At 74.6% G+C, this 15,096-nt stretch carries 7 protein-coding genes; all 7 read left to right on the top strand.

Annotated elements, in window-relative coordinates; genetic code table 11:
• Positions 1–44 precede the first annotated feature (44 nt).
• The 7 genes from ACZ5FU_RS04210 (at position 45) to ACZ5FU_RS04180 (ending at position 14,966) form a co-directional block, all read left to right on the top strand.
• Positions 45–2,114 carry a serine/threonine-protein kinase gene (locus tag ACZ5FU_RS04210; protein WP_469044391.1) on the top strand — a complete coding sequence of 690 codons (2,070 nt, stop codon included), beginning with the start codon at positions 45–47 and terminating at the stop codon, positions 2,112–2,114.
• 378 nt (positions 2,115–2,492) lie between these two features.
• Positions 2,493–5,030 (top strand): protein kinase, encoded by a 2,538-nt coding sequence (locus tag ACZ5FU_RS04205; protein WP_451525159.1) that lies wholly within the window; start codon positions 2,493–2,495, stop codon positions 5,028–5,030.
• Between the two features lie 170 nt (positions 5,031–5,200).
• Positions 5,201–7,054 carry a serine/threonine-protein kinase gene (locus ACZ5FU_RS04200; protein ID WP_451525160.1) on the top strand — a complete coding sequence of 618 codons (1,854 nt, stop codon included), beginning with the start codon at positions 5,201–5,203 and terminating at the stop codon, positions 7,052–7,054.
• A 90-nt stretch (positions 7,055–7,144) separates the two neighbouring features.
• Entirely contained in the window at positions 7,145–8,788 is a 1,644-nt protein-coding gene (locus tag ACZ5FU_RS04195) for a serine/threonine-protein kinase (protein ID WP_451775090.1), read from the top strand.
• 92 nt (positions 8,789–8,880) lie between these two features.
• Positions 8,881–10,698, top strand: coding sequence for a serine/threonine-protein kinase (locus ACZ5FU_RS04190; RefSeq protein ID WP_451775093.1), 1,818 nt, complete (start codon positions 8,881–8,883; stop codon positions 10,696–10,698).
• A gap of 699 nt (positions 10,699–11,397) precedes the next feature.
• Entirely contained in the window at positions 11,398–13,011 is a 1,614-nt protein-coding gene (locus tag ACZ5FU_RS04185; protein WP_451525163.1) for a succinic semialdehyde dehydrogenase, read from the top strand.
• Positions 13,012–13,169: 158 nt separating this feature from the next.
• Positions 13,170–14,966 (top strand): GMC family oxidoreductase N-terminal domain-containing protein, encoded by a 1,797-nt coding sequence (locus ACZ5FU_RS04180; RefSeq protein ID WP_468643040.1) that lies wholly within the window; start codon positions 13,170–13,172, stop codon positions 14,964–14,966.
• The last annotated feature ends 130 nt before the right edge of the window (positions 14,967–15,096 follow it).

Here is a 15,096-nt window from a genome sequence, read left to right as displayed (position 1 = left end):
GGGACAATGAAGGCTCTGTCAGGGCGGGTTGCATGAGGGGACGCATGTCGGAGGCGGAGCGGGCGGGAGCATCCCGTCAGGACAAGAGCGCACGTCTCCTCGCCGGGCGGTACCGGCTGGGAGACGTACTCGGCCGCGGCGGCATGGGGACGGTGTGGCGAGCCGAGGACGAGACCCTCGGACGCACGGTCGCCGTCAAGGAGCTGCGGTTCCCGGGGAACATCGACGACGAGGAGAAGCGCCGGCTGATCACCCGGACGCTGCGTGAGGCCAAGGCCATCGCGCGGATCCGCAACAACAGTGCGGTGACGGTCTTCGACGTGGTCGAGGAGGACGACCGGCCGTGGATCGTGATGGAGCTCGTCGAGGGCAAGTCGCTCGCCGAGGCCATCCGCGAGGACGGCGTGCTGGAACCGAGGCGCGCGGCGGAGGTCGGGCTCGCGATCCTCGACGTGCTGCGGTCGGCCCATCGCGAGGGCATCCTGCACCGCGACGTGAAGCCGTCGAACGTACTGATCGCCGAGGACGGCCGGGTCGTGCTCACCGACTTCGGCATCGCCCAGGTCGAGGGTGATCCGTCCATCACCTCGACCGGCATGCTCGTCGGCGCGCCCTCCTACATCTCGCCGGAGCGCGCCCGCGGCCACAAGCCCGGACCGGCGGCCGACCTGTGGTCACTGGGCGGTCTGCTGTACGCGGCGGTCGAGGGCACACCCCCTTACGACAAGGGCTCCGCGATCGCGACCCTCACCGCGGTGATGACCGAGCCGCTGGAGGAGCCGAAGAACGCCGGCCCGCTGCGGGACGTCATCTACGGCCTGCTCACCAAGGACCCGGCGCACCGGCTGGACGACGCCGGGGCACGGGCGAAGCTCACCGCGGTGATCCACGCGCCGGAGTCCCGGGAGGCCGAGCCGGCGGACGCGACGAAGCTCGTGCCGTTGCCGGTGCAGCCCGGAGGTTCCCAGAACCGGGCGGGTTCGTCCGGGGGAGAGGCGGCGGAGAAGCTGCGCGGGGCCCTGCGGTCCGTGCGGAAGGCGGCGGTCGCCGCGGGGTCGGCCACCTCGGCCGCCGCCCGCGCCAAGTCGGTCGACGGGGCGTCCGCTCCGGGGGCGTCGGGCAGGCAGGAGGAGACGCGGGGCGCCGCGGCCGCCGGTGCCGTCACCGCGGCTTCGGCCGTCGCGGCCGCCAAGGCCGCGGGGACCGCCCGCGGGAAGACGGCCGCCACCGCGGCCTCCGCCTCCGCACCGGCCGGTCGCACCACGACCGGGACGAACGGGCAGCCCGCCGGGCGCAGTTCGGGCTGGCCCGTGATGACGCCGCCGGACCTGCCGCCGCGGCCCGTGCCCAGGGCACCGCTGACCGACGTGGTGCCGAAGCGGACACTGGTGATCATCGCCGTGGTGGTGGCGCTGGCCGTCCTCGGCACGGTACTGGCCCTCACCCTCGGCGGGGGCGACGACACGAACGGCGCGAAGACCGGCGGTGGTTCGCCGGCCGTCGCCAGTGACAGCGCCGCCGCCGACACCAAGGAGGACGAGGCCGGCGGGACGCGGACGGACGGCTCGGCGTCGCAGTCCGCCACGACCGGCTCGGCCTCCGGCGACAGCTCGCCCAGCAGCACGTCCGGCGGCACCACGTCCGGCGGCACCGCTTCGGGCGGCTCCGCCACCGGCGCCGGTGCGGCCGCCACCACGTACGCGGGCAAGCAGGGCTACTCGATCGGGCTGCCCGCCGGCTGGAAGTACCAGTCCGCGAGTGCCGCGGGGGACCGCTTCACGGGGCCCGACGGGCAGAAGCTGCTGGTGGCCTGGACGACCACGCCCAAGGACGACCCGGTCGCGGACTGGAAGAACCAGGAGCGCTACATGAAGCGCTCCCAGTACCAGAAGGTCCGCATAGAGAAGGTGGAATACCGCGGCTGGAACACGGCCGACTGGGAGTTCACCTACTCGGAGAGCGGGACGGCGTACCGGACGATCGACCGCGGATTCGTGGTCGACGACCACCAGGGCTATGCGCTGATGTACACGGCGAAGGCCGCCGCGTGGGACGGCGATCTGCGGGTGAACACCTGGAAGACGCTCACGGAGACGTTCACTCCGAAGAAGTAGCGCCGGGCGGGGGTGCGGAGCGAGGCTCCGCGGCCCGCACCCCCGCACCCCGCGGCCTCGCACCCCGCGGCTCGTGACTCTCCGGCTCCGTGGCTTCGTGGCACCGGGATTCTCCGCTCGTCCGTCGACAGGCCTCGGGCCGTCCTCGGGCCGTCCTCGGGCAGTGCTCGACAGGTCCCCGGCGAGCCCCCGGCCGGGTTTCGGTGGGTGTTCGGTGCGTGAGATCTGGCATCCCCTCTTTCCGGGTTGCCTCCGGCACGTATCGTGAATGGCTGCGGACCGTACGCACCCGGCTGTCCAGCCGGATCCGGCTGGATTCGACCGGAACGGCCCGCGAAGCGAACGGATTTGATCGACCGGCCGGCCGGGGGAGGCATCGTGGACGACTATGCGGGACGGGTACTGGCCGACCGCTACCGCCTGCCGTTGCCGCCCTCCGACGAGTACGAACTCACCGAGACCCGCGCCTTCGACACCTACAGCGGACAGGAAGTCCTGGTCCGGCAGGTGCCGTTGCCCGAGGTCGTCGAGGCCGAGGTGCTCGACGCGGACGGGCTGCCCGAAGGGTTCACCGCGCGGGAGCGCGGAGCACGCAGGCCGGCCGGGAGCCCTCACCCGGGGGCGAACACGCGCCGGCCCGCCGACCCCGTCGTACGGCGGGCGGTGGAGGCCGCGCAGGCCGCCGCGAGCATCCCCGATCACCCACGGCTCGACCAGGTCTTCGACGTGTTCGCCGAGGGCGGTTCCCTCTGGGTCGTCAGCGAACTGGTGCCCGCCCGGCCGCTGGCGGCGCTGCTCGCCGAGAAGCCGCTGACACCGTACCGGGCGGCGGAGGTCGCCTCCGACGTGCTCATGGCGTTGCGGGTGCTGCACGCGCACGGCTGGGTGCACCGCAACATCACCGCGCGCACGGTGCTCGTCTGCGACGACGGCCGGGTCATGCTGACCGGGCTGGCGGTCGGCGCTGCGGAAGAGGCGCTGTGCGGGTACGACCCGGTGCCCGTGGACGAGGGGCAGGCGCAGGGTCAGCGGCGGCACGGACAGCAACCGCACCACGGCCGGGAGGACGCAGGCCCCGGGGGCCCCGGGGTCCCGGGGCCGGGACGAGGGGGCCTCGGGGTCGCCGGCACCGGCGGTGCCGGTGGCGGGGATCCCGAGGCCGCGCGGCGGGCGGCGATCGAGGCGCGGGCCGCCGGCGGGCTGCCCGCGGCGGGAGCCGAGCCGGTGCCCGGCACGTCCGGGGCGGTGGCTCGCCGGCCCGTGGAGACGGGCGAGGACATCCGTGCCGCGCGGGCCGGGGCGATCGCGGCCTACCGGGCGGGCGCACGGGCCGCGGCGCGGGTGCACGAGGCGCAGCAGGACGGCCGGGCGGCGTTGCCGGGCGCCCGCACCCCGGCCGAGGGCGACACCGGTGCCGGGCCCGGCACCACGGGCGTGGCACCGTCGCCGTACGTCCTGGGCAGCGGTCCTGAGCAGGGGTCGGGCGGCGCGGGGAGCGCGCCTCCCGGGCAGATCGCCGATCCCTACGGCGTGGGCGGCGCCCCCGGCCCGAGGGCGTTCGGGACCGCCGCGGTGCCCGTGCCGGCGCGGAGCGGCGGCGGGACACCGGCGGGATCGCACTGGGACGGCGGGCCGGCCACCGGGGCTGCGGCGCGGCGCGGACCGGCCACGGCGCCGGCCGCGGAACGGGCGCGCCAGGCGCGGATGGCCGTGGTGGGGCCCGTCACCGAGCGCTGGGCGCCGGAGCAGGCCGGACCCGTGCACGAGAACTGGCAACTGGCCGCACCCATCGGGCCCGCGACCGATCTGTGGGCGCTCGGCGCGCTGCTGTTCCGCGCCGTGCAGGGGCACGCCCCCTATCCCGAGGACTCGACTGCCGAGCTGGTGCAGCTGGTGTGCGCCGAACCGCCCGCCTTCGCCGAGGAGTGCGGGCCGTTGCGGCCGGTCGTGGAGTCGTTGCTGCGTCAGGACCCCACCGAACGGCTGGACTTCGAGGACCTGCGCGGCTGGCTGCGTTCACTGGTGCGCTCGGCCCCCGAACCGGAGGCGGGGACGTACGTCGTCGCCGCACCGCCCACCGACCCGCGCCGGCTGCCGATCGTGCGCCGCAGGGGCGAGCTGGTGCGCAGACGGCGCGCGGGGCTGCCCGCGACGCACGGGCGGCACAAGCGGGGCCGGCCGGAGACGGGACGTTCCCCCCGCAGCCTGGGCCGCACCCTGGTCGTTCTGGTCCTGCTCCTGCTGGCCGCGGCGGTCGCCTACGCCGTGATGTTCATGCCCAAGGCCGACGAGGAGGGCACCGGCACCGCGGGCGGTGCGCAGCGGACCGGCGCCGCGGGCCAGGTGGACCCGGCCCCCGACGCGAGCAGCGAGCCCCGGCCCGACGACGGCAGCTCCTCGACGGCGGGCGACAGCCCCTCCGCGTCGGCCTCCGGGGGCACCGGGACGCAGTCCGGCGGTCTGCCCGGCGGCTTCACGCTGCGCAAGGACGCCGAGGGCTTCCGGATCGCCGTCGCCGACGGCTGGGACCGCACCCCGAAGAACGGGCGCGGTCAGGTCGTCTACACCCACGCGGGCTTCGAGCTGATCGTGGTGCCCGGGCGGGACTCCGCCGCCCGGTACGGCAGCGACCCGATGGTGTACCAGAGGGAGAAGGAGGGTGAGTTGCAGCCCTACCGCGACTCCAGCTGGGCGACCGCCTCGGGCCTGCGGACCATCCAGGTGGGCGGACGGACCTCGGCGGAGGGGCAGTTCACCTGGACCGGCGGTGACGGGCGCGAACTGTTCGTGCGCAACGTCGCGCTGCTTCTCGACGGGCGCTACCACGTCGTGCAGTTGCGCGGACCGGAGGCCGAACGGGACGAGGTGACAAGGCTGTTCGAGCAGGCGTCGGCCAGTTACCGCTACACGGGCTGACGACCGTCCGGTGACACCCGCGGTTCCCCGGCCGGCGCCGGCGGTTCCCGCGCGCGGGCAGAAGCGACAACCGTCACAGTGCGGTCTCCGTGGCCCTCCGCAGGTTCCCCGGACGGGGGCCGGTCTTTACGCTGATCCTGTCAAGAGCATTGCGGGGCAACGTGAATCAGATGCAGGGCCTGCTCGTCGCGGGCCGTTACCGGCTCGTGGACGCCATCGGCAGTGGCGGCATGGGCCGGGTGTGGCGCGCCCACGACGACCTGCTGCACCGGTCCGTCGCCCTCAAGGAGCTGACCGCCGCGCTCTACGTCTCCGAGAGCGACCGTCCGGTCCTGCTGGCGCGCACCAGGGCCGAGGCCCGTGCCGCCGCGCGGATCAACCACTCCGCCGTCGTCACCGTGCACGACGTGCTCGAACACGACGGCCGCCCCTGGATCGTGATGGAGCTGGTCGAGGGCCGTTCGCTGGCCGACGCGGTCAAGGCGGACGGGCGTGTCGAGCCGACCGAGGCCGCCCGGATCGGTCTGTGGGTGCTGCGCGCCCTGCGCGCCGCGCACACCGCGGGCGTCCTGCACCGCGACGTCAAGCCCGGCAACGTGCTGCTCTCCGACGACGGCCGGGTCCTGCTCACCGACTTCGGGATCGCCCAGATCGAGGGCGACACCACCATCACCCGCACCGGAGAGGTCGTCGGTTCCGTCGACTTCCTCGCCCCCGAGCGCGTCCGCGGCCACGACCCGGGTCCGTCCTCCGACCTGTGGGCGCTCGGCGCCACGCTGTACACGGCGGTGGAGGGCCGTTCGCCGTTCCGCCGCACCTCGCCGCTGTCCACGATGCAGGCGGTCGTGGAGGAGGAGGCCGACGAGCCGCGGCACGCCGGCCCGCTCGCCCCCGTCATCACCGCGCTGCTGCGCAAGGACCCGGCCGGCCGTCCCGACACGGCCGGTGCGGAACGTCTGCTCGCGGAGGCGGCGGAGGGCCGCCGGCCCGACGAGGCACAGGCGTACGTACCGACGCGGTACACGGGGCAGGGGCCGGGGCAGGGCGGCACCGCGGCCGGGGTGCCGGCGGCCGGGGCGTCCCGTCCCGCGGACGGCACCGGCACGTCGTACCGCTCCGGCGACACGCCGTACCCGTCCGGGTCCACGCACGCCGGCGGCACGCCGTACCCGCACCCCGGCCCGTACGCGGGGACGGTCGCGGAGCCGGGCACCCCGGCCTCCGGGACGCACGGACATCCCGTCACCGGTCACCCTGTCACCGGCCCGACCCCCACCGGCCCGACCCCCACCGGCCCGACCGCCATCGGTCCGACCGGCCTCGGCCCGGACGGGCCGGGAGCCGGGCAGGTCCCGCCGAGCCGGCGGCCCCGGCGCCACCGGCTGCGCACCCTCGCGCTCGTGGTCGTCGTCGCCGCGCTGGTCGGAGGCGGCACGGCGGTGGGGCTGCGGGTCTGGGGCGGCGGCGGCACGACGCAGGGCTCCGGTTCGCCGAGCACCAGCCCCACTCCCACCGCCACCGGCGAGCAGAAGGACGAGGGGGCCGGCCCCGACACCCGGGTGGACGTCGACGATCCCCTCGGGTTCGGACTCTCGCTGCCCCCGACCTGGGAGCGGAAGGTGTTCCAGGACGACGGCGACCTGAAGCAGGTCGACTACTCGCCCGACGGCGGCGAGCACTTCGTCCGCATCGCCGTCGACACGTCCCCGGACTTCGACGACCCGTACGCCCACCAGCTCGACCTCGAACAGCAGCTCGAGCGACTGGTCGACTACGAGCGGGTCACCCTCGAACGGAACACCTACCGCGACCGCGAGGGCGCCCGCTGGGAGTACACCTGGACCGCGCTCGCCAAGGACACGGACTTCCCCGGTCCGCGGCGCGCGGTGGAGGAGACGTACATCTCCCGCGACGGCACCGAGTACGTCATCTACATGTCCTCGCCCGCCGAGGACTGGGCGGACACCGAACGGCAGTTCACCTCGGTGCTGCGGAGCTGGCGGGAGCCGCCGGGCACCTCCTGAGCCCGGGCCCGCCCCGGCCGGGCACCGCCGCGCGCGACTTGGCCGATCAGCGCCCCGGAGGCGCGGCGTCCGGTGGGGCATGATGGGCGCATGGGGACCGAGGGGGACGCCGTCCGGGTCATCGCGGGCCGCTACCGACTGGAGGCGCGGCTCGGGCGCGGCGGCATGGGGATCGTGTGGCGGGCGACGGACCACCTGCTGGGACGGCGTGTCGCGGTGAAGGAACTGGTCCAGGACGACTCCCTGTCCGCCGAGGAGGCCCGCGCCCGCCGCGACCGGACGCTGCGCGAGGCCCGCGCGGTCGCCCAGCTCAGCCACCCGCACATCATCGTGGTGCACGACGTCGTCGAGGAGGACGAACGGCCGTACATCGTCATGGAGCTGATCGAGGGCGGCTCGCTCGCCGACCGGATCGCCGAGCACGGCCCGATCGACCCGCGCGAGGCCGCCCGGATCGGCGCCGACCTGCTCGGCGCGCTGCGCGCCGCACACGCGGCCGGGGTGCTGCACCGGGACATCAAGCCCGCCAACGTCCTGGTCGACTCCACCACCGGCCGCGCCGTCCTCACCGACTTCGGCATCGCGCAGGTCGCGGGCGCCACCACCCTCACCGAGACGGGCTCCTTCGTCGGCTCGCCCGAGTACACCGCGCCGGAACGCATGTCCGGGGAGCGGACCGGCCCCGCGTCCGACCTGTGGTCGCTGGGCGCGCTGCTGTGCACGGCGCTGAGCGGCGAGTCGCCGTTCCGCCGCGACTCGCTCGGCGGCATCCTGCACGCCGTCGTCTTCGCCGACATCCGTACGCCCGCGCAGGCCGAGCCGCTCCTGCCCGTCGTACGGGGGCTGCTGGAGCGGGATCCGGACCGGCGGCTGGACGCGGAGCGGGCCGAGCGGATGCTGCGCGCCTTCCTGGACACCGGGCGCACACCGTCCGGCCGGACCGGGTACACGCCCACGCAGGCGGACCTGCCTAGTCAGCGGCCCGCCCGCCCCGCCGCGGAACCCCCGCTCCGCGAGCGGTCCACGCGGGGCGCGCTGGTGGCCGCGCTGCTGGTCGCCGCGATGGCGGGCGCCGGCGTGTCGGCGGCGGCGCTGCTGTTCGACCGGGGCGGTGACGGGGGCGGCACGCCGGCGAGTTCGGCACCAGGCGGACCGGACGGCGCGCCGGGTACGGCGTCCGGCGGCACGTCCGCCCCCGCCTCCTCCGCGCCGCCTTTCCCCACCTCCTCCGTGTCGCTCTCCCCCACTCCCTCCGCCCGGTCCTCCGCCGCCTCGTCCCGGGGCCGTCCCGGCGTGCCCTCCGGCTACCGCGTCGTCGCCGACCCGGCCGGGTTCACCCTCGCCGTGCCGAAGGGGTTCACCCGCGATCCGCAGGGCGAACGGATCTTCTACCTGTCCCCGGGGCAGGTCTTCCGGCTCGGCGTGAAGATCGGCGTCCCCCGGCCGGGAGGTCCGCTCGGGGTGATGGAACGCGCCGCGCTCGAGGGCCCCGACACCAACCCCGGTTACCGTGACGGCCGCGTCACCGGGACGACGCGCGCCGGACGGCCCGCCGCCCTCTGGGAGTTCACCTGGGACGGCTTCGACGCGGCGGAGGGCGCCCGGCACACGTACGACCTGTGCTGGGAGGACGGCGGGCTGCTGTACGACGTGTGGGTCTCGGCACCGGTCGGCAAGGCGCGGGAGGCGCGAGAGTACTTCGACGTGGCCGTCGACACGCTCGTACCGGATTAAGGGGGAGATAAGGGGCGAGTCGCGTCACGGGTCTGTGACCGGTGGGGGCCGCCGGTGGATATCGGCCCGCGTGGCGCGATAAGGATGGACGCATGAGTCACGACGGGGGACCGGACCACGAGGCCGACGACACCACGAGTTTTGTTCTGCAACCGCCTCGGCAGGCACCGGCGGAGGCGCGGCCGCCGCACCGGCCGCAGGCGCCGCAGCTCCCGCGGCCTCAGCGGTCCCTCCAGTCGCCGCAGGCGTCCCACGACGGGCCGGCCCCGCATCCCGGCAACCCCTACGCGATGCCCGAACAGGCCGCTCCCGCTCCGCGGGAGAAGGGTGTCGGGCGGCTCATCGCGGGCCGCTACCGGCTCCTCGCCAAGCTCGGGCACGGCGGCATGGGCACGGTGTGGCGGGCCGAGGACGAGACGGTGGGTCGGGAGGTCGCCGTCAAGGAGCCGCGCGTACCGGACCACCTTCCCGAACGTGAACGGGCCAACGCGTTCGAGCGGATGCGGCGCGAGGCACGGGCCGCGGCCCGGCTGGACCACCCGTCCGTCGTCAACGTCCATGATGTCGCGGTCGTCGACGGACAGCCGTGGATCGTGATGGAGCTGGTCCACGGGCGGTCGCTCGGCGCCGCCCTGGAGGAGGGCACGCTCGGCGTGCGCGAGGCCGCCCGTGTCGGCCTGGAGGTGCTGGGCGCGCTGGAGGCCGCCCACGCGGCGGGCATCCTGCACCGGGACGTCAAGCCGGACAACGTGCTGCTCGGACGGCACGACCGGGTCGTCCTCACCGACTTCGGCATCGCCCAGATCGAGGGCGAGACCAACCTGACCGACACCGGCGGCTTCGTCGGCTCGCCCGAGTTCATCGCGCCCGAGCGGGTGCTGGGCCAGCGCCCCGGCCCGGCGTCCGACCTGTGGTCGCTGGGCGTGGTGCTGTACGCGGCGACGGAGGGCGTCTCGCCGTTCCGCCGCAGCAACACCCCGGCGACCCTCCAGTCCGTCCTCAACGCCGCGCCCGCGCCGCCCGCCGCCGCGCGGGGCCCGCTCGCCGAGGCCATCAACGGCCTGCTGGAGAAGGACCCGGCCCGCCGCCCCGGGGCCGCACAGGTCCGCGCCCTGCTGGAGCGCGCCGCGAACCCGCCCGCCCCGGCGCCCACCCAGGTGGTGACCGCACCCGGCAGCCTCACCGGAGCCGGAGCCGGAGCCGGAGCCGGCACTGGTACCGCGGGCGCGGCCGCCCCGATCGGCGGCTGGTCCGTCAAGGCCAGTGCCGGACGGGCCGGCTGGGGCCTGCGGGTCGGCACCAGGCTGTTCTGGACCGGGCTCGGAGCGGCGGTCGCCGCCGCCGCGGTCACGGCCTGGCTGATCGTCGCCGATCCCTCCGGCGGCGAGCTGCCCGCCGACTGGACGACGAGCGCCCAGAAGGACGTCACCGCGACGCTGGCGGTGCCGAAGGGCTACGTGATCGGCACACCGGACCGGAAGTCGGACGACGACCACTGGGTCAGCTTCACGGACCCGAGCGGGGCCGTCTCGATCGTCCTGACCGTGGAGCGCAAGGCGGAGGACACCGGCGGCGGCATCAAGGACTCCGCGGCCGCCGAGATGTACGAGGACAACGACGACTTCAAGACCAACGGCAGCTACCTCCTCGACATGCCCAAGGGGCCGAGGACCGAGCCCGACGCCAACGCCCGGTACCGGGGCAGGCCGGCCGCCGGGAACACGGTCGTGTACACCACCGACGACACCCGGGACCCGCGCCCCCGCGAGATGAGGACGCTCTACTACAAGTCGACCGCCGGTGACATGTACAAGCTCACCGTCGCCTACCCCGGCAAGGGCGACTTCACGGAGCGGGGCCGCGAGGTGGCGCGGACGGCGATCGCCCACCTCGCCGTGGACAAGCTCTGACGGACCGCTCGGGGCGGTCGTGCGACACGAGCGGCGGCGGGGCTCCGAAGGCACCGCCGGCCCTGCCGTGGGCGGTCGTCACCGGCTGTCCGGGCGCATCGGCCCAGCCGCCCCGGCCCCCGTCCCCCGGCCCTCGTCCCCGCGCTTGCGACGGGGAGCGCCCCACGGCTTGCGGCGGGGACCGCCCCGGCCGCCTGGACCGCCCCCTCCGCGAGACCGGGACGGACGTCGTCCCGCCCCTCCCCGAGTACCGCGAGCCGCCCCGGACGCGTCTCCCGGGCGTCGGCGTCCGCCCGGACACGCCTCCCGGGCGAGCGGGCGGGACCCGCCCGGCCGCGTCACTCCGGGCACCGCGAGCCGCCCCGGTCCACGGAGCCGTTCGTCCTGGTCTCGTCCTCGTCGGCGAGAGCCGGCCGCACGAGCCGCGGGTCGACGTGCCGAAGGGCGCGGCGGAGGAGGAGCGGGCCGGACGAGGAGCGCGGCGGACGAGGAGCGGGACGCGGCCGTCTTCGCGGCGACCCGTGGCAGTCCGCGGGCCGAGACGTCGCGAAGCCGAGACGTTGCAAAACGGGGAACCATCACGCACAACCCGCTGATCAGCGGTTTGTTGCCAGTGATCGCTGGCGTCGTGTGCGCGGTCGGTGAATCCCCATTACCGACGGGTACCAAAAGCGTCCGCCACGTCATACCCTGCGGCTCATGACGGACTCGCAGGCTCCGGAGAAGACCGGTACCAACCCCCTCGCCCCGACCCCCACCGGCGCCCGTACCGCCGCCGACGTGGTGACCCCCCAGCTCGTCGCCCAGCTCACCAAGGGCGTCGTCGGTTCCGGGCGCACGGCGAACCACACGCCGTTCACCGGCGAGAAGCTCGCCGACCTGCCCGAGTCCACCCCCGAGGACGTCGGGCGGGCGTTCGCCGCGGCCCGGGCCGCGCAGGCGGTGTGGGAGCAGGTGCCGGTGCGGGAACGGGCCGCGGTCCTGCTGCGCTTCCACGACCTCGTGCTCCAGCGCCAGGGCGAGGTCCTCGACCTGATCCAGCTGGAGACCGGCAAGGCGCGCCTGCACGCCCACGAGGAGGTGCAGGCCGTCGCCGTCGCGGCCCGCCACTACGGCCGCAAGGCCCCCGCCTACCTGCGGCCGAAGCGGCACGCGGGTGCCATGCCGACGCTGACCAGGGTCACCGAGCTGCGTCACCCGCGCGGGGTCGTCGGCCAGATCGCCCCCTGGAACTACCCGCTCGAACTCTCCGTCGGCGACGCGCTGCCCGCCTTCGCCGCCGGCAACGCGGTCGTCATGAAGCCCGACACGGAGACCTGCCTCACCGCGCTGTGGGCCCGTGACCTGCTCATCGAGGCCGGGCTGCCCGCCGAGGTCTTCCAGGTCGTCATCGGCGAGGGCCCGGTCGTCGGCCCCGAGGTCGTCCGGCACGCCGACTACGTCTCCTTCACCGGCTCCACCCGCACCGGCCGCGAGGTCGCGCAGGGGGCCGCCGCCCGCCTGGTCGGCGTCTCCCTCGAACTCGGCGGCAAGAACGCCATGCTGGTGCTGGAGGACGCCGACGTCGACAAGGCCGCCGCCGGAGCGGTCCGCGCCTGCTTCTCCTCCGCCGGCCAGCTGTGCATCTCCATCGAGCGGCTGTACGTCCACGAGTCGGTCGCCGACGCCTTCCTGGAGCGCTTCGCCGCCCGCACGAAGGCCATGCGCCTCGGCACCTCCCTCGCCTACGGCGCCGACATGGGCTCCCTGGTCGGCGAGCGCCAGCTGGAGACCGTGACCCGGCACGTGGAGGAGGCCGTCGCCAAGGGCGCCCGGGTCGTCGCCGGCGGTGTCGCCCGCCCGGACATAGGCCCGTACTTCTTCGAGCCGACGATCCTCGACGGCGTCACGGAACCGATGTCCGTGTGCGGCGAGGAGACCTTCGGCCCGGTCGTCTCGGTCTACCGCTTCACGACCGACGACGAGGCGGTCGAGCGAGCCAACGCGACGCCGTACGGCCTGAACTCCTCGGTCTGGACGAAGGACGGCCGGCGCGGCCGCGCGGTCGCCGCCCGCCTGCGCACCGGCACCGTCAACGTCAACGAGGGCTACGCCCCCGCCTACGGCAGCGTCCAGTCGCCCATGGGCGGCATGAAGGACTCCGGTCTCGGCCGCCGCCACGGCTCCGAGGGCATCCTCAAGTACACCGAGGCCCAGACGGTGGCCCAGCAGCGGCTGCTGCCGATGGCGCCCTCACTGGGCATGGACGACGAGAAGTACGCGGAGTTCATGAGCCGCAGCCTGCGCCTGATGAAGGCGTTCCGCTTCCGCTAGACAGCACCACCCGTTCTCGACGAGGAGAGCACGTGTCACAGGAGAACTCCGCCCGGCCCCCGGACGAGGACGCCCCCGACCACCGGCACGCCCCGGCCGACGCCGACGCCGTGGACGGAACCGACGCCGTGGCCGGCGCCGACGCCGACGCCGACGCCGTGGACGGTGCCGAAGCCGCCGCGGACGACGCCTACGACTACGACGTCGTCGTCGTCGGATCCGGCTTCGGCGGTTCGGTCACCGCCCTGCGCCTCACCGAGAAGGGGTACCGGGTCGGCGTCATGGAGGCCGGCCGCCGCTTCACCCGCGAGTCGCTCCCGAAGAACTCCTGGGACCTGAAGAACTACCTCTGGGCCCCCAGGCTCGGCATGTACGGCATCCAGCGCATCCACCTGCTGGGCAACGTCATGGTCCTGGCCGGCGCGGGCGTCGGCGGCGGCTCCCTCAACTACGCCAACACCCTCTACGTCCCCCCGAAGCCCTTCTTCGAGGACCCGCAGTGGCGGCACATCACGGACTGGCAGGAGGAACTGGCCCCCTACTACGACCAGGCCACCCGCATGCTCGGCGTGCGCCTCAACCCGACGACGACCCCCTCCGACGTGCACCTCAGGGCGGCGGCCGAGCGGATGGGCGTGGGTGACACCTTCCACATGGCCCCGGTGGGCGTGTTCTTCGGGGACGGCGAGGACGCCGACGGGTCGGCGACGGCCCGGCCCGGCGAGCAGGTCGCCGACCCCTACTTCGGGGGCGCGGGCCCCGCCCGCAAGGCTTGCACCGAGTGCGGCGAGTGCATGACCGGCTGCCGGCACGGCGCGAAGAACACCCTCAACGAGAACTACCTCCACCTCGCCGAGAAGGCGGGCGCCGTCGTCCACCCCCTGACGACGGTCGTCTCGGTCACCGACGACTCGCGGGGCGGGTACGCGGTGGCGACCCTCCCGACCGACGACCGCCGCAGGTCGCGCGGCCGCACCTTCACGGCCCGCCGGGTCGTCCTGGCCGCCGGCACCTACGGCACCCAGACCCTGCTGCACCGCATGAAGGCGGGCCGGCAGCTGCCGCACCTCTCCGACCGGCTCGGTGAGCTGACCCGCACCAACTCGGAGGCGCTGGTCGGCGCCCAGACCGACGACCGCCGCTACCGCAGGGCGACCGGACGGCCGAAGGCCGACTTCACGCGCGGGGTCGCGATCACGTCCTCGGTCCACCCGGACCCGCACACCCACATCGAGCCGGTCCGCTACGGCAAGGGCTCCAACTCCATGGGCAGCCTGTCGATCCTGCAGGTGCCGTACGCGGAGGGCTCGTCGCGGGTCGCCGGCTGGCTGGCGAACGCCGCCCGTCACCCCGTGCTCGTGCTGCGCTCCCTGTCCAACCGCCGCTGGTCGGAGAAGACCATCATCGGCCTGGTCATGCAGTCCCTGGACAACTCGCTGACGACGCACCTGAAGCAGACGGGCGTCGGCAAGGGCCTGCTCACCGCGCGCCAGGGACACGGCAGCCCCAACCCCAAGCAGATCAAGGCGGCCTCGGAGGCGGCCGACGCCCTCGCCGCCGAGATCAACGGCTTCGCCGGCTCCAACGTGGGCGAGCTGATGGGGACCCCGCTCACCGCCCACTTCCTCGGCGGCTGTCCGATCGGCGACTCCCGCGAGAGCGGCGTCATCGACCCGTACCACCGGCTGTACGGGCACCCCGGCATCTCCGTCGTGGACGGCGCCGCCGTCTCGGCGAACCTCGGTGTGAACCCGTCGCTGACGATCACCGCCCAGGCCGAGCGCGCGATGTCGTACTGGCCGAACAAGGGCGAGCGGGATCCGCGCCCCGCGCAGGGAGCGGCCTACGAGCGGCTGAAGCCGGTGGAACCGCGCAACCCGGCGGTCCCGGCCGAGGCGTTCGCGGCCCTGCGGCTGCCGTTCCTGGGAATGCCGACGGTGCCCCCGAAGAAGTAGCCGGACGCGGAAGAAGCCTCCGGGCACCGAGGAGGCGGCCGGAGGCGGAAGACGTCACCGGACACGGAAAGAGGGACCTGCGCCCCCCTCCGAGCGCAGGTCCCTCTTTCACGGTGGCCCCAGGGGCCGG

The organism is Streptomyces sp. NPDC031554 (assembly GCF_055580685.1).
Note: the sequence above shows the minus strand (reverse complement) of the source record. Positions and strands in the feature narration are given on the sequence as shown.

Coding starts and splice junctions, on each gene's coding strand:
- ACZ5FU_RS04190 (WP_451775093.1), top strand. CDS start 8,881: ATGAGTCACGACGGGGGACCGGACCACGAGGCCGACGACACCACGAGT.
- ACZ5FU_RS04210 (WP_469044391.1), top strand. CDS start 45: ATGTCGGAGGCGGAGCGGGCGGGAGCATCCCGTCAGGACAAGAGCGCA.
- ACZ5FU_RS04200 (WP_451525160.1), top strand. CDS start 5,201: ATGCAGGGCCTGCTCGTCGCGGGCCGTTACCGGCTCGTGGACGCCATC.
- ACZ5FU_RS04185 (WP_451525163.1), top strand. CDS start 11,398: ATGACGGACTCGCAGGCTCCGGAGAAGACCGGTACCAACCCCCTCGCC.
- ACZ5FU_RS04195 (WP_451775090.1), top strand. CDS start 7,145: ATGGGGACCGAGGGGGACGCCGTCCGGGTCATCGCGGGCCGCTACCGA.